This window comes from Scytonema hofmannii PCC 7110, assembly GCF_000346485.2.
In the GTDB taxonomy this organism is placed as follows: Bacteria; Cyanobacteriota; Cyanobacteriia; order Cyanobacteriales; family Nostocaceae; genus Scytonema; species Scytonema hofmannii.
The window spans coordinates 11,401,758-11,419,409 of sequence record NZ_KQ976354.1; the positions used below are offsets into that span (position 1 = coordinate 11,401,758).

23 protein-coding genes and 1 pseudogene are annotated in these 17,652 nt (G+C 39.6%); 15 read left to right on the plus strand and 9 right to left on the minus strand.

Features of this window, described 5'->3' with window-relative positions; genetic code table 11:
• Window positions 1-22 precede the first annotated feature (22 nt).
• Complete coding sequence (locus tag WA1_RS47990) at window positions 23-463, plus strand: hypothetical protein (protein WP_017747420.1); 441 nt, start codon at window positions 23-25, stop codon at window positions 461-463.
• Between the two features lie 39 nt (window positions 464-502).
• Here the strand turns inward: WA1_RS47990 and WA1_RS61100 are convergent, their stop codons facing one another.
• The 4 genes from WA1_RS61100 to WA1_RS48005 form a co-directional block, all read right to left on the minus strand.
• The gene (locus WA1_RS61100) at window positions 503-637 is read right to left on the minus strand and encodes a hypothetical protein (protein WP_272819381.1); all 135 of its coding nucleotides are present in this window, start codon (window positions 635-637) and stop codon (window positions 503-505) included.
• Window positions 638-1,124: 487 nt separating this feature from the next.
• A complete protein-coding gene (locus tag WA1_RS47995) occupies window positions 1,125-1,352 on the minus strand; it encodes a hypothetical protein (RefSeq protein WP_066613319.1) in 228 nt (75 codons plus the stop codon).
• Window positions 1,353-1,373: 21 nt separating this feature from the next.
• Window positions 1,374-1,670, minus strand: coding sequence for a hypothetical protein (locus tag WA1_RS61105; protein ID WP_017747418.1), 297 nt, complete (start codon window positions 1,668-1,670; stop codon window positions 1,374-1,376).
• Window positions 1,671-2,360, minus strand: coding sequence for a hypothetical protein (locus WA1_RS48005; RefSeq protein ID WP_017747417.1), 690 nt, complete (start codon window positions 2,358-2,360; stop codon window positions 1,671-1,673).
• 302 nt (window positions 2,361-2,662) lie between these two features.
• On the opposite strand from WA1_RS48005, the gene WA1_RS48010 reads away from it, so the two are divergent.
• Together WA1_RS48010 and WA1_RS48015 are read left to right on the plus strand one after the other, a co-directional pair.
• A complete protein-coding gene (locus tag WA1_RS48010) occupies window positions 2,663-2,950 on the plus strand; it encodes a type II toxin-antitoxin system HigB family toxin (protein ID WP_017747416.1) in 288 nt (95 codons plus the stop codon).
• Entirely contained in the window at window positions 2,950-3,183 is a 234-nt protein-coding gene (locus WA1_RS48015; RefSeq protein WP_017747415.1) for a hypothetical protein, read from the plus strand. The genes WA1_RS48010 and WA1_RS48015 overlap by 1 nt, the downstream gene beginning before the upstream one ends.
• A gap of 83 nt (window positions 3,184-3,266) precedes the next feature.
• Here the strand turns inward: WA1_RS48015 and WA1_RS48020 are convergent, their stop codons facing one another.
• Complete coding sequence (locus WA1_RS48020; protein ID WP_017747414.1) at window positions 3,267-3,593, minus strand: hypothetical protein; 327 nt, start codon at window positions 3,591-3,593, stop codon at window positions 3,267-3,269.
• Window positions 3,594-4,174: 581 nt separating this feature from the next.
• On the opposite strand from WA1_RS48020, the gene WA1_RS48025 reads away from it, so the two are divergent.
• From WA1_RS48025 to WA1_RS48065, 9 genes and pseudogenes are all read left to right on the plus strand, one after another.
• The gene (locus tag WA1_RS48025; protein WP_017747413.1) at window positions 4,175-4,528 is read left to right on the plus strand and encodes a nuclear transport factor 2 family protein; all 354 of its coding nucleotides are present in this window, start codon (window positions 4,175-4,177) and stop codon (window positions 4,526-4,528) included.
• 169 nt (window positions 4,529-4,697) lie between these two features.
• Entirely contained in the window at window positions 4,698-6,866 is a 2,169-nt protein-coding gene (locus WA1_RS48030; RefSeq protein WP_017747412.1) for a S46 family peptidase, read from the plus strand.
• Between the two features lie 187 nt (window positions 6,867-7,053).
• Window positions 7,054-9,372: a CHASE2 domain-containing protein gene (locus WA1_RS48035; RefSeq protein ID WP_017747411.1), complete on the plus strand. Its 2,319-nt coding sequence runs from the start codon at window positions 7,054-7,056 to the stop codon at window positions 9,370-9,372.
• Between the two features lie 4 nt (window positions 9,373-9,376).
• Window positions 9,377-10,102 carry a DUF928 domain-containing protein gene (locus WA1_RS48040; RefSeq protein WP_017747410.1) on the plus strand — a complete coding sequence of 242 codons (726 nt, stop codon included), beginning with the start codon at window positions 9,377-9,379 and terminating at the stop codon, window positions 10,100-10,102.
• A 395-nt stretch (window positions 10,103-10,497) separates the two neighbouring features.
• On the plus strand, window positions 10,498-10,692 hold the full coding sequence (locus tag WA1_RS48045; protein WP_017747409.1) for a hypothetical protein: 195 nt from the start codon (window positions 10,498-10,500) through the stop codon (window positions 10,690-10,692).
• A gap of 336 nt (window positions 10,693-11,028) precedes the next feature.
• Complete coding sequence (locus WA1_RS48050; RefSeq protein ID WP_272819382.1) at window positions 11,029-11,658, plus strand: hypothetical protein; 630 nt, start codon at window positions 11,029-11,031, stop codon at window positions 11,656-11,658.
• Window positions 11,658-12,206, plus strand: coding sequence for a hypothetical protein (locus WA1_RS59090; protein ID WP_026135110.1), 549 nt, complete (start codon window positions 11,658-11,660; stop codon window positions 12,204-12,206). Before WA1_RS48050 ends, WA1_RS59090 begins: the two co-directional genes overlap by 1 nt.
• An 11-nt stretch (window positions 12,207-12,217) precedes the next feature.
• Complete coding sequence (locus WA1_RS48060; protein ID WP_026135109.1) at window positions 12,218-12,568, plus strand: hypothetical protein; 351 nt, start codon at window positions 12,218-12,220, stop codon at window positions 12,566-12,568.
• A 15-nt stretch (window positions 12,569-12,583) separates the two neighbouring features.
• Window positions 12,584-13,126: pseudogene (locus WA1_RS48065) on the plus strand (GUN4 domain-containing protein); the annotation flags it as partial.
• 147 nt (window positions 13,127-13,273) lie between these two features.
• Here the strand turns inward: WA1_RS48065 and WA1_RS48070 are convergent.
• The 3 genes from WA1_RS48070 to WA1_RS48080 form a co-directional block, all read right to left on the minus strand.
• Window positions 13,274-13,813, minus strand: a complete 540-nt coding sequence (locus WA1_RS48070) for a hypothetical protein (RefSeq protein ID WP_272819383.1) — start codon at window positions 13,811-13,813, stop codon at window positions 13,274-13,276.
• Window positions 13,814-13,828: 15 nt separating this feature from the next.
• A complete protein-coding gene (locus WA1_RS48075) occupies window positions 13,829-14,887 on the minus strand; it encodes an AAA family ATPase (protein WP_017747405.1) in 1,059 nt (352 codons plus the stop codon).
• Window positions 14,888-14,948: 61 nt separating this feature from the next.
• Window positions 14,949-15,368, minus strand: a complete 420-nt coding sequence (locus tag WA1_RS48080; RefSeq protein ID WP_017747404.1) for a CoA-binding protein — start codon at window positions 15,366-15,368, stop codon at window positions 14,949-14,951.
• A 171-nt stretch (window positions 15,369-15,539) separates the two neighbouring features.
• On the opposite strand from WA1_RS48080, the gene WA1_RS48085 reads away from it, so the two are divergent.
• A complete protein-coding gene (locus WA1_RS48085; RefSeq protein WP_017747403.1) occupies window positions 15,540-15,965 on the plus strand; it encodes a hypothetical protein in 426 nt (141 codons plus the stop codon).
• Window positions 15,966-16,023: 58 nt separating this feature from the next.
• Window positions 16,024-16,701, plus strand: a complete 678-nt coding sequence (locus WA1_RS48090; protein ID WP_017747402.1) for a class I SAM-dependent methyltransferase — start codon at window positions 16,024-16,026, stop codon at window positions 16,699-16,701.
• A gap of 100 nt (window positions 16,702-16,801) precedes the next feature.
• Here the strand turns inward: WA1_RS48090 and WA1_RS48095 are convergent, their stop codons facing one another.
• Window positions 16,802-17,092, minus strand: coding sequence for a hypothetical protein (locus WA1_RS48095; RefSeq protein WP_017747401.1), 291 nt, complete (start codon window positions 17,090-17,092; stop codon window positions 16,802-16,804).
• Window positions 17,093-17,299: 207 nt separating this feature from the next.
• Here WA1_RS48095 and WA1_RS48100 point away from each other — a divergent pair, with 207 nt between their 5' ends.
• Window positions 17,300-17,482, plus strand: a complete 183-nt coding sequence (locus tag WA1_RS48100) for a hypothetical protein (protein WP_066613496.1) — start codon at window positions 17,300-17,302, stop codon at window positions 17,480-17,482.
• Window positions 17,483-17,652: the final 170 nt, after the last annotated feature.

Below are 17,652 nucleotides of genomic sequence, written 5' to 3' on the forward strand. Positions count from 1 at the left end.
TTACATTTACATTGGTGAACCTGTGACTGAACCAACATTACACAAACATCTTTTACACCTAAGTGATGAAGCGTTGCAAGAATTTACACAATGGTGTGTCTTAGAACAAGCAACAGCAGCAGGATATGAATTTACTCCCAATCTACAAAAGTTAGAAAACCTTTCTCCACAGGACTTTGTCCAAGAACTGAGCGGTCAATTTTTAGAGGTAACAAGGAACTCGATAGAAGGTGGTTTGGCTCTTCTGCTAGCAGGAAAACAAGCCGATCAACATGCTTTACCTGGATTGGGAACTTTAGTTGATTTTATTTCGCTGTACGTCTTGTATTTAGTGCCAAAAGGCAAGAAGACTATTATACCACCAGATGAGAAATTAGCTGAAGCATTGAAAGAGCAACTAGCAAAGTTGTATGAAATCGGTCAGAAATATGGTGTAGATATCAAAGCGCTTCCAAAAATTTAGGCAATCCACATCCTTTTTGATATTCAGCTCACCTCAGTTTCACCGATCGCGATAAGCCGGGTACGGCGGCGCTGCCATGCGATCGCAGAACTCAGCGTTACAGCCATTTTCAGGTAAATAGACCACAGCCGTAGGGGCGCAAGGCCTTGCGCCCCTACCAACGGTGTAGTTCATTTAGGTGAAAACTGCTGTAAAGTTGACCGCGCAACAGGTTTTTGATTCAGTTGCGTGATATCAGGTTCGGTTAATCTCAAGTAGCAGGGAATTCGGCGCGATCGCGATCAGGCGCGTACTGCAACGAGAGCATGTCCTTCGCCGTTGGACAAGAAGAAAGAAGAGAAAGGAGATTTATCTCTCAGGTGCAACAGCAAAACACCAAGCGAGAGTGTATAGAAGCAAACCACCTAATTGTGTATTTTTGTAAACATCTTTTCAGTAGGAAAAGAGCAATGTAAAGGCTGAAACAGTCTTTACACAGTCCGAACGAGAATTGTAAAGGAATGTAAATAGAGCGATGAAAACGACGCAGCGAGATTTAGGGACTGTTGAAAAGCAATATTTGCTCAGCAAGAGATAATAAGATTTTTTTGAGTTGACTTCTTGGAGTTTTGCGATCATATTAGATATAGAGTTAATATTTAGCGTCAAATGATTGTAAAAATCAGTACGGAGCAGCTAAATTACATAAGCTATTGCGTACTACAGACAGGAAATTGGCTTTTTTATGCTCTTTTTGTGTTAATGATATTGAATTAGGAAGCTTGTATGTCACTTCTACATTTTTTTTGTTAGCGATCGCTGCTTCTACAATATCACCTTGTTTAAATTCTTGAGATGTCTCGACTTCAACAAAATCAGTTGACCCTCCCGATTTGTAATACCGCATCATTCGGTTAACCCAACCCAATATTTACAGCATAGCTGGGATATCATTTTGATACTTGAGTAAATCTTGCTTGCAGGCTTTCTCAATACTTTGATAATACTCAGGAGTTTTGCCACTATGCCCTACGGTTCTCCCATTTCTCACTAAAATACTAAGATATTGAAAAAAGTTTTTTCCGGCATTCTCTACATGACCGTAAGCCCGGAGATAGGCGATAATTTTGCCAACTTCGTTAACGTCTGTCTGCTCGTTTGATAACATTTGAGCCATGGCATAAACAGTTTTCCATTGGTCTTCTGTGAGAGTTTCTGTTGTTAGCATTTAATACATTCCTTCTGGTGGTTCTCTATCGGTTGGAAATTGCAAGACTTCTCGAATTTGTTGCATTTGTTGCGATCGCACCAGGATTTTGTGTGCTGCGGCTATTGCTTGGTTGAGAAACTCCTGCAATTTATTACCCGTCAAAGCTTCCAATTCTTGTTCGTAAGTGCAATAGCGTTTTTTCCAATCTTGCTGGTTTTGTAGCAACTCCAACTCTTGAATATTTTCTACTACCATTGTCCCCATACCAATAGGCTTACCCCCTCCGACTTTCAAGGCAATGGCATTATTTTTATCTTGTCCTAACACAATCAATAAAGTTCCCAACTCAGCTAAGGTTAAGTTCATAAAGTGTAACTGAGTCGTAAAAATAAACTCGCTTCCCGCTTGCTGGACTGCGATTCCTTTTTGTGAGCCTTTATCAACAGCTTTGATGGTATGATAATAAAACTTCCGTCCGGCAACTTTACCTCTTAAGTAGTAAGCTGCACGTTTGGAGCGAGGTGCGTACAAAGAAGGTATGAATCCTACACTGGATTTTCTTTCCGTCGTGACAGCATCGGGAAAGCGAACCAATCCTTGCCAACCCATTGCACCAAAGACTTGACAAGCGGGACACAGAGTATTTTTGTTTCGACATTCACTGTATCCGTCAGGAATTTTTGTTCTGTCTACTGTGGTTTTGCACAAGCAACTTGCAGTGATGGCGGATCTTCCGTACTTAGTGGCCTAATTTTCAATTACAGTCGATAACTTTCCTTTAAAATCAAGGCTTACAGTCGCTTATAGTCACGCATTTTATCCTTAATGCTGAATTGATATCAATAATGACTGTAATGAAAGCCCAGTAAAGATTACAAGCTGATTTCACAATAATTTAGCCCACTAAGTACGGAAGAGCCGTTTTTAGCCTCAATGTTAAAATACGCTCTTAGAGATATGAATAGGAGTTAGATAGATGACAAGATTATTAAGACATTAGGGGTTTTCACATGCACGTGATTACTCGTAAACGGCTGAATGAATTTGCCAAACTCCATCCAGATACAACGAACTCTTTGGCTCAGTGGTATCGGTTGATGAAACAAAGTGAGTTTGCCTCATTTGTGGAACTCCGTGAAATATTTCCATCAGCAGATCAAGTTGGTAAATTGACTGTTTTTAACATTGGTGGCAATACAGTTCGACTTATTGCCGCAATTCACTACAACCGCCAAAAAATCTACATCCGTGCTGTGTTAACACATCCAGAATACGACAAAGGAGATTGGAAAGAGTAATGCAAAGTTTCAACCTCGCTCAAACCATCACTGCTTGGTCATCCATTGCCGAAAATGTCTTTGTTCCTCACACTGAGGAGGAATATGAACGCCTAGTTGAGATGCTCGATCGCCTCATCGATCAAGTTGGTGAAGACGAGAGTCATCCGTTGGCGTCTCTAATGGAAGTCATCGGTGTCTTAATTGAAAATTACGAAACTGAAAATATTCCTTATTTGGATAAAATTGTTTAACTTAAACATTATAAAGGAAAAGAGAGGATTTCAGGCGATGACATTAATTACCAGAGTAAAGAACACTCCCTACCCGTCCCGGATTATTTCTTGATCGCCCAATTAATCAATCCAGTTATGGCAGCAACAACTACGGCTACAAAAAATGGGGCAATGAGCGAACGCCACCCTTTTAAGTCTGCTAGGTCAGTTGTATTTTTCTTGGTGTCTACTTTAATCTCATCAACAGTCTTTTCGAGATTAGTCAGTCTCGTATCAATGTTTTTAATATCACCCTTAACTGATTCAATGGCTACCTTAGTCTCAGTCCTAAAATCGTTCACATCTTTCTGTAGGTTGTCTAACTTCTGATTAATCTGCTTTAAAACTTCTTCTAATGAATAGGTGACTGTTATCGGTGATTGGCTCATGATGTTATCCTCAAAGTGTAAAGATTTTGCCAGTCAAAGAATGATGCCCATCGCTTGGGGACTAATTGTATTCTAATGTGAGGGGTACGACTAGCAATCAGGACGAGAAACTGTAATGATTAACTCAACCCCGACAGTGACCGACAACTTACCCGACTGTCAATATTAACCCTGTCGGGTTATAAATTCTCGATGTACTCATCTAAATCGTTACAAAGCAAGATAATAGTTTATTAGTGTCAGTTATGATATCATATCGGCTTTATGACTTATGAAATAATTCGTTGTTCGTCCGCGTTCATTTGAGGTTTCTTAACACCACACCCAATTGCGTAAATGCAAAAATTGTTGAGCAACAAAAGGAAACATAATTCATCTCTGGCAAAAACATTGTTTAGCTTAGTAACCTACATAAAAGTTGGTAAAATTGGTGCTGCGTAGTAAAAAGTACACCAGAGGGTACTATCAAACACAAGTTTAGCTTTTGCAGAATGGACGTATGTATGTTTGTGCAACATCTTATTGAATTGCAAAGAGACTATATGAAACTGTCTGAAAACTACAACACGTGATAATAAATTATGATACAAATGCACCAAGATTTACTAGCAAAAGCGTATGCTGCTTTTAACACCCGCAATATTGATGCAGCTCTGGCAGTCATGCATCCTGATATAGAGTGGGCAAACCTCATGCAAGGTGGTCACGTTCATGGGCATGAAGCGGTGCGCGACTATTGGACTCACCAATGGAGTATAATAAATCCTCATGTCGAACCCAAAAAATTTCAACTAGATGAAACAGGGCAAATAGCGGTCGATGTTCATCTAGTGGTACGCGATTTAGACGGAAATGTGATGGAGGATCGAATGGTTCAGCATATTTACATCATCAAGGATGATTTGATTCAGCGTATGGATATCAAAGAATCATAGAGTACTGGGAGAATATTGATTTCATCCCATCACATAAATGCCTATCCTTATCATCTTTCAGCTGAGTTTCCAAATAATAGTGTACCTAATCGCAGCTTCATGCCAGAATTAATCCAATTCTTCTGCTAAAGCTGCGTATCTTTTTGCCAATATCTACCATGGTACAAAAATGAAAAAAGTAATCTTTAACTGTTTATTACTATTATTATGTTTAGGAAATAAAGCTCACGCTGTTGAAGGTATGTGGCAACCCCAACAGTTACCAGAATTAGAAGCACAATTAAAAAAATCAGGCTTGCAATTAAATCCTCAAGACTTAACAAACCTGACATCCCACCCAATGGCTGCGGTGATTAGTTTAGGTGGGTGTACGGCATCATTTGTTTCCCCTGCTGGACTGGTATTAACCAACCATCACTGTGCCTATAATTCAATACAGTACAATTCTAAAGCATCAAATAATTTACTTCAAAAAGGCTTTTTGGCGAAAACATTAGGTGCAGAATTACCCGCAAGCCCTGGTAGCAGAGTATATATTAATGTTGCTGTTAAAAATGTAACTAATGCAGTTAAGAAATCTGTTGCTAACTATCAAACTGGTTACGAAAGCTATCAAGCGATTACTAACAAAAAAAAGCAACTGGTACGCCAGTGTGAATTAGATAAAGGACACCGTTGTGAAGTGTATGATTTTCATGGAGGTCTGGAATATTATCTAATTAAACAACTGGAGATTCGTGATGTGCGTTTGGTCTATGCTCCTCCAGAAGGTCTTGGTAGATTTGGCGGCGATATTGATAATTGGAGATGGCCCCGACACACAGGAGATTTCGCTTTTTATCGTGCTTATGTAGATAAAAATGGTCATCCAGCTGATTATTCCCCCGATAATGTTCCCTATCATCCCCAGCATTATCTCAAACTTTCCCGTGCTGGTCTCAATCCCAATGATTTTGTCATGGTACTTGGTTATCCAGGTCTAACTAATCGATATCGTTTAGCAGAAGAAGTAGAGCATGCTTTTGGGTGGTTTTATCCTACCAAACACAAAATATATGTCACTTGGATTGAAACTATTAATCAATCTACTGCCAATAATCAAGATGCCAAAATTAAATATGCTGGTCGTGTGGGTGGTTTGAATAATGCTGCGAAAAATTTTCAAGGGATGATGGATAGCTTTGCTCGCAGTCATTTGATAGAAAGCAAGCGCCAGGTGGAATTGAATTTGCAACAATGGATTCAAAGTAATGACCAATTACGTAACCGTTATCAAGCTAATTTCACAAATCTTAAAGCTCTAATTGTCCGCCAGCAAGCCAACGAGAAGCAAAATTTACCTTTAGAATATTTAGGTACATCGGATTTGTTCAGTATTGCCCGTCGATTGTATCGTTTAAGCAAAGAAAAACAAAAGCCAGATACAGAAAGGGAACCAGGATACCAGGAGCGAGACTTTCCCCAATTTCAGGAGTCATTGCGGCGACTGGAACGCAATTTTGACAGAGAAGTAGATAAAGCTGTCTGGCTAAAATTCATTGAAGAATATACTAAACTTCCCAGCAATCAGCGTATTCCCACCTTTGATAAAATTTTTGGTTTGGGAAACAAATTTGAAGGACAGAAAGTCAAAATTCAACTGGATGCTATGTATCAGGGGACTTCTTTAACTGACGAGGCAACCAGGTTAAAATGGATGAATGCTGACCCAAAAACCTTTGCAGCCAGTAACGACCCTTTTATTCAGTTAGCAGTTGCTATGTTCGATGCAGACATGGTTTTGGAGAAGGAAAATCAGGAAATAGAAGGTTCTCTGCAACAGTTGCGACCAGTATACATGGAAGCATTAATTGCCTACTATCGCCAACTGAAGAAGCCTGTGTATGCTGATGCTAATAAAACACTGCGAGTTACTTTTGGTCGCATCCGGGGTTATTCACCAGGAGATGGTAGCTTCTATGAGCCTTTTACTACTTTGCGTGGTATTACTGAAAAATATACTGGCGCTGAGCCTTTCGATGCACCAAAGGAACAATTGGAATTTATTGAGAAAAAAAATTATGGTCGTTACTATAATCGGGCTTTAGATTCAGTTGCTGTTAATTTTCTCAGTGACCTCGATATTACTGGTGGTAACTCTGGTTCTCCTACTCTCAATAGTAAAGGGGAACTGGTGGGTTTAGCTTTTGACGGTATCTATGAAACTATTATCAGCAATTGGGAGTTTACTAAAAATGCCAGTGCTATTCATGTGGATATTACTTATATGCTGTGGGTAATGGAATACTTAGATAAGGCAGGAAATTTACTGGATGAAATGACTGTAAAGGGTAAATAATTCTTCGGAGTTTTCAGCCGTTTTCTTTATAAAATTAATTTTTGTAACTAAATACATAATTAGGGCTTGCTCGGACTGAGTTAATACTTAACGTGAGTTTGATGAAGTCAACACGACCTCACCCCAAACCCCTCTCCTACGAGGAGAGGGGCTTCAAACAAAAATGGTGCATTGCTTCACTCTCGTTATGACGAAGTTAATTGTCCTCAAGTTAGATGGTAATTTTTTACAGGGTTTTCGGGCAACTCTAGAAATAGGGTTAGAAGGTGAGCGCCCTGAAGTGGAGATAATGGGTAATTTGCCTCCCGCAACTGAACTTGTAGAACAGTATACTAGCTGGCAGTCAACTTATCGCAGTTTGGGGAAAGTAACCCGTGTTATTAAACCGAAAAGAGCCAAAATTGATGGTTCTCTAAAAAAAAGGAGAGAGGAGTGTCGTCTTAAAGCCTTGGAGTTACGCAATCAACTTAATACCTGGCTGAAAGTTGAGTCGTTTTTCCCAATTCGGGATAATTTACTAGAAACAGCAAGCACATCCGAACAAGTACGAGTGATGATTCGTGCTGAAAATGACCAAATCTGGCAGTTACCTTGGCACCAATGGGATTTATTGGAACGCTACAATCAAGTGGAAATTGGATTCAGTAATCTAAATTCAAAACCACCTCCAAAGCAAGAAAACTTTGACCACTTTGACCGCGAGCATCAATTGAGAATCTTAGCGATTTTGGGTAATAGCGAAGGTATTCAGGTTGAGGAAGATAGGCAACAATTGTTAAATTTTCCTGGTGCAGAAATCACATTTCTGGTGGAACCACAACGCCAAGAGTTAAACGACCAGCTTTGGGAACGACGCTGGGATATTTTGTTTTTTGCAGGTCATAGTTGGACAGAGGGTGCAACGGGTCAAATATGTCTCAATCAAACCGATCGCTTTAGTCTTGATGAACTTAGGTATGCTTTAAAAAAAGCAGTTAGCAGTGGGTTGCTGTTAGCTATTTTTAACTCCTGTGATGGCTTGGGATTAGCACGTGAGTTAAAAAAAATTCACATCCCACAAATGATTGTGATGCGGGAGCCAGTACCAGATCGCGTAGCACAAACATTTTTGAAGTATTTTCTCCAAGCCTTTGCCTGTGGTAAGTCTTTTTATATATCGGTTCGGGAAGCACGACAAAGATTGCAAGGTCTGGAGGATGAATTTCCTTGTGCTAGCTGGTTGCCAATTATTTGTCAAAATTCAACAACGGTGTCTCTGACGCAGTTAAAGTTACCTGTTCCTGTAAAAAATTGTCCAAAAAGTTTTTTCTGGAGTCGTTGGCAAACAGTTTTCCTGACAAGTTTGTTTGTGACTAGCTTAGTTTTCGGAATGCGATCGCTGGGAGTATTACAAACTCTAGAGTTAGAGAGTTATGACCAGATTCTTCGCCAGCGCCCTCCTGAATTACCAGATGCTCGCCTCCTGATAGTCGGAGCTGATGAAGCAGATATTCAACAATATAAGTACCCACTTCCTGATACTGTCCTCGCGCAGGCGATCGCAAAACTGGAACAGCATGGAGCTATAGCAATCGGTCTTGATATTTTTCGCGACCAACCTGTACCGCCCGGTCATGAGTTACTCGTTGCTCAGTTGCGTCAAAAACCACGTCTGTTTACTGTATGCTCGTTTGGCACTCGTAAAGAACAGGCTGTTGCACCTCCGCCCGACAGCCCAGATGAAAAGATAGGTTTTAATGATTTAGAAAAAGATGCAGATAATACCGTTCGTCGCCATCTCCTATCCCGTACTCCCAATGAAATATCTTCCTGCAACACGGGCTATTCCTTGAGCTTAGAATTAGCTAACCAATACCTGGAAGCACAAGCAGAGCCAATATCAGCAACAATTACCCCAGAGAAAAACTGGCAGTTCGATCAAGTCATCTTGAAAAATTTAGAATCGCGTAGTGGAGGGTATCAAAACCTAGATGCACGAGGAAATCAAATCTTAATAAATTACCGTGCTACGGATCGGATTGCTCAACATACAGTCACAATTAAGGACATCTTAACTGGAAAGTTAAAACCTGAGTGGGTAAAAAATCGAGTCGTTCTGATTGGTGTCACCGCCGCAAGTGTTCAAGACGAGCACAACACCCCTTATGGCAAAATGCGAGGTTTGGAAGTTCACGCACACATGGTAAGTCAGATTCTCAGTGCAGTAGAGAATAGACGCCCTTTAATTTGGTGGTTACCTTTATGGGATGATGCACTTTGGGTTTGGTTTTGGTCGCTAACCGGTGGAGTCGTTGTTTGGCAAGTGCGTGTGCGTAGTCCCCGTCCTGTAGTCAGACGATTGCGCCTAGTGCTGGTACTCAGCATATCTACCACTTTTGTGTATGGGGTCTGCTGGGTTTTCTTGTTACAGGGTGGTTGGCTCCCGCTTTTTCCAGCGATATTAGCTTTAATGAGTACAGGTGGAATCATCGCTTACATACCATTTCAGTCTTCAAGTTTGGAGTAAAGCAATGATTGATAAATCAACAATCAAATTTGCCTTTGTGACTGTTTTAGCGATCGCTATAAACACAAGCGATGAGAAAAACAGTATGGCTAGCAATCCAAAATCAAAATTGCCTAGTTTACAAGAGATTGCTGCTTTACCACCTGTACCCTCTCGAGGTACCCCTAATGGTCAGCGAACGCCAGGGGGAACTCGTACTCCTGACGGAAAAATAGATGGAAAGATAGGAGCCTGTAAGCCGACCGATAAGCTGCTAACAGCCTTAGTTCCAGAAGATGCTAAGGGTTTAACAACAGTTGAGCATCCAGTTTTTTGGTTTTATATTCCCTATGCTCCTAAAGAGGTACACTCCGTTGAGTTTTCGCTGCACGATCAACAAGAGACAACGACCATCTACCGAATTCCTCTCCAGCTGACGAAAACACCAGGAATATACAGCATATCCTTGCCACCAAATTCAGAAAAAGCTTTAAAACTTAATGAACCCTACCACTGGTACTTTAAACTGAATTGTGACCCTCAAGAAAAGCTTGAAAATGACATTGTTTTAGATGGTTGGGTAACACGAGTTCAGCCAAATACTAGCCAAATTATTTGGTACGATAAGCTGACAGATTTATCTAAACGCCTTTTCTCCAATCCAAAAAATTCTCAAGTTAAGAAAGATTGGGAGGAATTTTTGAAATCTGTAGGTTTGGAAGGACTAGCACAAGTACCCGTGGTTAATTAGTTACTTATATCATCTGTCGAGCCATCAACTGAGAAAATAACCCTTCAGTAGAAGCTAATTTATCAAAACTAATTTTGCATAATCAATGGGGAGGCTCCCGAATTTATCAATTGCCCTCAGAATAGAATTCTGGGGCTACACAAACAAAGTCCACCTGCGTGGACTTAATAATATGTATGATTTTGTGGTTAGAGATTTAGCGGCTAGGGCAGCATCAGCTTGATTATGTGATTAATTCAGTATCTCGTAGAATCAAAGAGAATTATTGCGATATTTAATTGTGGACACAACTCATACTATGAAAATCTGAAAAATAATTGAAAAGCACTCTATGAACTAGCTTTTAGACTTGTTGCTGAAGCCGAATTTGAATTAGTGACAGAATCAATCTGCGAATGTGCGAGCGGCGATCTTTCAGCTTGCGTCAAAGCGATCGCCAATCGCTACTGCCAGAGGGCTGTGATGAAAAAATCACGGCATCAAAATTGGTATTCAAGAGCGAATTTGAACCCAATACGGCTCGGCTAATTCATTTTGAAATAGTGATAAATTCAATTGAAAATGAATTAGTGACAGAATCAATCTTCTAGTGTGGGTTGCGAACGCTGGTTTTCGCGATCGCAATCCATACCCGAATCAAATAAAATGGAGACAGTCTCATAAGTTGATTTAGTCTCCATGTAGTAGTTAAAATGATTGTGTGATTAATTCATTTTGGAGTTCAATTGCATGAAATCATTACGAAGAGGCACTACAGAATCACATTTTTGACGAACATCGGGATTATTATGGCTACATCCACGTTAACGGTCGCATTTTAGCTAAAGATAAACAATTTACTAAGAGAGATATTCAAAAGCTTAACTTCAAGGATCTAGAGGATATAATTTTTGATTTACAAACCAGGATAGATAGGGGCACTAGCATTGATAATTGGGCTAATTACAAAGCTCCTCTCAATCAATCGAACGATCATCCGTTACGCTTACAGCTTACAGTACCTCAAAGGTATGTTGGAGTATCTGGGAGCGCACTATCTAGAGATTAATGAGCAATGTACAAATTATCAGTCACTTTCTGAGCAATTTGGTCGAGCTTTTGGTTACTTGCAACCGTTTCCTTTTTCGCTTGCACAACAAACTCGCTACTCAATAGCTTTCAAAATGAATTGGTTTCGGCAATTAGCAGAAGCACCAGAACATTCATTATTTTTCTGGACTGGGCAGTTTTTTGTAAATAACTATGAAAAGGTTGTCGAGATCGTCTTACCACCAACTGGTGGTAGGCAAACCCAGGGAATCATTATTGATTATTTTCATCAAGAGTTTTTAGAAGCATTGAGGCTTTACTACAGCGATCGCTCAGTTCTCAAATATGGATGGTTAGTAAAGCTAGAAAGTCTTCTCAGCAGTATAAGCAATCGCAACTATACTGACAAGCTCGCTTTACTCAAGGCTCGGCTCTTTCGAGAGTGGGAAGAAGTGAACCAAGCTAGACAAGCTTACCGTAGTATCAGAAATCATCCCATTTTTGGAGTGGAGGCAAGAGGTTTCTAATGTCTAAAAATGTTTTTAAGGATTCTCAACCACAAAAAACTGTAAAGCTAGTTCAAGAACCTCGTTCGGCTGAGGAGTTATGCGAGCAACTGAACGCATTAATTCAACAACCAGAATGGAAGATTGAAACAGCATATCGGTTTATTAATCTACTTATTAATTCTGACAAGCAATTTCAGTTAAATGTACAACAGCAAGATAAAGTAGTTCAAGCCATCATTAACTGTCCAATTAAATATCGTGCGTTGAATGTCTTGTTTATGGCAACTTCTCCTCAAGGAATAGAACCAGTGTTGGATTTTGAGGCAGAGGAAGGGCGCATTCTAGAGGCAACAAAGCGCATACCTTTATCTTTGACAGTTGAAGAAAGCGGTTGTCTGAGCGAATTAGGGTATTCAATACAAGAGTACGAACAGGGCTACTTTGATATCTTTCACCTAACGGGATATGCAACATTTAAAGATGAAAAACCCTGCTTCATAACAGAGACAGAATTAGGAGAACCAGAATATAGTAGTGCAGAAGATATTGCCGAGCAATTGAATTAGGACTCATAGAAGTGAGTTCCGAATCTGACAAATCAAAACGAGGTTATCGAGTTTCGCGTATTTTACCCTACATAATACCCACTATTCAGTTACCCGAAAAACCAAAATTATATTCATTGTATCGTAAAGCTTCAGATAAGTTATACGAATTATGGGGAAGTAAGGAAAATAGAAGTGAAGAACAATGGAGAGAAATTTTTCGTTTAGCATTGGCTGACAAAGAAAATCAAGAGCGATTTAGAGAGCAATTTTCCCGAATGCTGAAAGTACAACACAATTCAGAAGCCAATGAAGCTTTAGAATCCGAACTTAGAAAGGTTCGATTTGATTTATCAGAAGAAAACCTATGTATCCAATTATAAGAATATTTACAACAAGAAAGATGGGCAGAGGCTGATGAGGAAACAGCATTGATTTTTTATCAAGTAATGATATTAAATGAATACAACAATTTTAAGGATCTATTTCAAAACTTTCCCTGTGAAACTCTTAACAACATCAATCAACTATGGCTAAAATACAGTAAGGGAAGATTTGGTTTCAGTGCTCATTTGAAGATATTAGAAGATGTGGAATTTTTTAAACTGGATTCGGGGATCGGAGTAAAAGTCCCTAGAAGTAGGGCAATATATCCAAATAACTTGGATATAATTAAGGTAATACTAACAAATTATGTAAAACAAGTTGGATGGTTAGAAGTACCAAAACTACAGGGCGAGGAAGAACAACAAAGCGAGAGCAAAAAAATCTACCCCTATTTATTATTGAATAGAGGAAATGTGGATGATGGATATAGTGGGGGATATTATGAAGGTTCAGAAAAATGGTTCTTGGTGTGTAATAGTTGGAAAAACATTTCCGACTTCTGGGATGTTCTCTATTCTCTCGTGCAAAGACTTGTAGACTGTAACATAACGTAAGTTCAGCATTTCTAAAGTTTTGTTAATCTAAGTACTTTTTAGAAAACATAGGCATTTCAACAATTTCAATACCTAGTCTAAACTCCAGTAAATAAGAATGTATCTTAATTGTTTTATTTTATGCTGTGTTAGTTAATTTAGGAGATCCTATAGTTGCTCAATCCTACTTTGTAACTCAACAAGATCGGGATATTGATCGACATCTAGTTGATTCAGCCCCCAATCAAAAAAAGCATTCAGAGAAATATAGCGAGATTCTCGTTGCTGCATAGCTTTTTGAATATCTTTGCCATGAAACCAAATCAAATATTGCTTCTGTGTCCAAAACTCCTCTTGAGCAAACTGTTGCTGATACACAGCAAGACTTGCTTCAAATATGTCCTGTGTCACCGTTCTCACAACTTCTTGAAACTGGTTAATTAATTCCACAGCTTGAATTCGACAATCTTGCAATAACAGTGAGTTTGGGAGTTTACCACTACCACCCGTCCATGTCGTCTTCAATTGCACTCGCGCTGCACTTAAAAGTAATAAATCAGCTAATGCCCATCTTACCGCTTGATAATCCCGCAAGCTCATTGCAGATTCTTCAATCCATGCTGAAATCGCCTCTATTCCTGGAGAATTGCCATGTCCCCATCGAGAACAAACTCGTTTGCTTACCCTCACAGAAAATAACTTTTCCACTAACAACACTCACACCTACACCTCTAGCCGAATAATATACGCATCAGGCACTAATTGCTCCACATAATCAGAATGGGTTGTAATGATAAACTGATTGTTTTTCCCTAACTTGGGTAAGGCTCTTAACAAAGCCTGTTGCATGGGTGGATGTAAATGCAACTCAATTTCATCAATAAGAATCACAGAATTGTGAATATTCCAACTCGCAAAGTCCATTAACATTGGAAAGACAGCACGCTCACCCCCGGACATTTCAGAAATTTCATACTGATTTCTGCCATCATAGAGATAAAACCAAGGTTCGCTCAAAATATCATCTAAATTCTCTCGCGGAATGGGACCTAGAAAACTACGTTCTGGAAAGACGGTTTGATAAGCTCTTTCAATTTCTGCATATAAATCCTTTTGTCCATGAGGTCGTTGATGAATTTTACCCAATTCAATATCTTGATGAAATTGTCGCCATTTAGTCATGCGATCGCGCAACAAATCTTCTGTAATTTCCAACTGACGATTGGGATCTTCACTCGTGAGACTGGTGGAAGTTCTCTGTTCTGTATACCAAAGAACTGTACCAACTTGCTCAAACACTTTCCATCCTTCATTTCGGCGCAATTGTTTGGCATATAATCGTCCTTTAAATTGAAACAATTGAGCAGTACTGTTAGCAACAACACCTTCCTTGTTCCATCTAAGAGTTACATTGTGCTCTTCACCTGGAGATGGCAAATCTCGCCCCATTTCTCGTAATTTGAAGTGAAAATTTCTAAAGGCTTGGAGTTCGCCAGACGAGAATTGTACCTGTACGGCTACCTCAGGCGTCATACCTCCCCAATTAGAAGCGAGCAATTCATAGTTAAATCCCGCCCATTCCAAATCGGAGATGTTCTCTAAGCGTCCAGTCGCCGTACCTAAAGTGGCTGCAATAGCTTGCAACAAACTTGTTTTCCCAGAACCATTCATTCCAACCAGGACAATCGTATCTCGTGCTAACCCAGTTTCTGGCTCAGTAAAATCAAATACATAATCCTGAAATTTCTTAAAATACTTTAACTGAACGGATTGAACTTTCATTTTGAAATCTCATTTAGGAGAAAAACAGCGCTCAACAGTTATAAATGTATCTTATATAAAATTAGACACGAATCAAGCGTAAATATTCAATCAAGATACACATATCCATCACTACATTCATTCCCGCATCCAATGCTTTTTGTGCGGCTGCTTCATCCGATATACCGAGTTGCGCCCAGATTGTGTTGGCATTAATAGCGATCGCCTCAGTTACAATTTCACTTAAGTACTCAGAGCGGCGAAAGACGTTAACAATATCTATATGTGATGGCACTTCTTTCAAAGAAGGATAACTGGGTTGACCATCAATTTCTTGAACTTGTGGGTTGACGGGGTAAACAATATAACCAACCTTCCGTAAAAATTGGGCAATTTGGTAGCTAGTACGATTTGGTTTATCGGAGTGTCCGACAACAGCAATGACTTTCGCACTGGTCAACACGTCGCGTATTGCACTATCATTTGGTTTATTAAACGGCATTGTCGAGTGTCCTTTGAAAATGTTTTTTGAGTGACTACCTACACGCTTGAGCGTAAATGGTAGTTTTTTCAACTCAACTAATAGTTTCTAAAAACCAATTATTAATAGTATAATAAAATTCGACTATAACTTTTACAAAATTACAATAATTGCTCAATTTCTCTAAAAATTATGAATACTTTTTCGTACATAACTGGAGCAACAGTTGAACTTCAACAAGGTTTAATTATGTGGATAAGAAAAATCGAAGAGTATCTGAACCTCTACTACCAAGGAAATAAGGAAAATGCTAAAAATACTACGTTTTTCAACTGTATGGCGAAAGTAGAAGTACTTGATGAGCTTTTAATAAGCAGACGTGATGATTTTAGAGGCGTAAAAGATGCTCAAGGAATACTACAATCGGCGTGCATCATTGAAGTAGCACAAATCGACATTGATGACCAAAGTTATACAGGTTTGGCGATCGAAAGTCTCACCAATGCACCATGGAGTACAATTACCCATCCACAACCAGAAACCCGTTCGGGAAGTGCTACCTCGCTAATTGAAGAATCGTCACTGTATGAGGCTCAACCTCATACAGTGACGATATGAATACTATCGAGCTTGTATATTAATAGTGCTTTTCCAGTAGCAGAGAAATAGAAAAAATATGCATGAAAATGAAGAACGAATCCTGAATTCATGGAACAAGAATGCTTTGTCTTGGACGCGGGTGATTCGTTCCCATCAAATTGAAAGCCGTGTTATTGTTACCAATTCAGCAATACTAGAAACTGTTACTGAGCTAAATCCAACAACTTTTTTAGACGTTGGATGTGGTGAAGGATGGTTGTGTCGCGCACTTTTTGCCAAGGGAATTGATGGGTGGGGAGTCGATGCTTCTTGCGCTCTGATTAAAGCAGCACGGGAATATGGCGATTCTCGCTTTCTTGTGAGTTCATACTCCGAATTGGAAGTACAAAAATTCGGTAACATTGAACGTTTTTCTTGCTTTATTTGTAACTTCTCAATTCTCGGACAACGAGACTTAACTGATATCGCTGATGCCGGTCATCATCTTTTAGAGCCTCGCGGTCACATCATTGTTCAAACACTCCACCCGTTGACTGCTGGCGGTGGAACTGAAACAGCAGATGGCTGGCGGGAAACTTCGTGGTCAGAGATTGGCAATGAACCATTTCATCCCGCTCCTTGGTACTATCGTACTATGGAATCGTGGATTGAAGGATTTTGCAATCGCAATTACCGATTGCTGAATTTACGAGAAATGTACCATCCGGTAACCAACAAACCTGTCTCAATCATTTTTGTTTTTGAACAACAGTGAAGTGCTTCGGTCTGCAATTCAGTTGTTTCTAAGCTAACAACATTGCAGCAATATTAAGTGAAAAACTCCTAAAGAAAAATTCGCTACTTGTCGGCGCTAGCTACGTATAGACAAGTTCATAAACATAGGACTTATCTCCCTTTCGACTGACCCAGATACCAGCAGGTGGAACGGAACTTTCTTGCTGCTCCACGGTAACTTCCCAAGGAATTCCAACAATTTCAAGCTCTGCGTCAACGCATACCCAACCGCGTCCATTAACTAGAGTTACCCAAATGTCGAGGTCTTCACGTTTCCATGCTAATTGACCTTGGAATGGTTCGCAAGAACTGTAGCGATACACAACATCGTCAAGAAGGCGTCTAAGCTCAAAGCTTCTACGATTATTCATAGACATTTATATACTTCAAACCGTTGTTAAGAAATTATTCATTAATACTCTGTTAAGTTAATTGATATTAACTAGTAATGCACCATCTATTAAAAGTATCATATTTTTAGTGAAATAGTATAAGCGCTTAATAATCACCGGATGAGTGTTAATAGTTCAAAACGACATGGGATGTAGGTTAGAATGGTCAGTAAAATTGAGAGAAAAATGATTAAGCCTAAAAATGTAGTATATCGCGGACACGCAATAGCAAAAGTCGGTCATGGTAAAAGAGCCGTATTTAGAACAACTATTAATGAAAAAGAGTGGTCTGCTATCACTGAATCAGAAGTTAAAACAGCCATTGATGTTTGGATTGATGAAGGAGTGGAGCCGGAACGGGATAACTAAGAAGAGCCAAGCGAGAGTTGATTTTCTAGGAAGCCAAACCAACTTGTTAGTAAGGATTCAGGTGTAAAAAAAGAGGCAAGCAGGGGGAGCAGGGGATGCAGGGGACGCAGGGGGAGATGAATGATTCATCAGCATTGGAGATGGATGAATAATCGTCAAGATTCAGATCA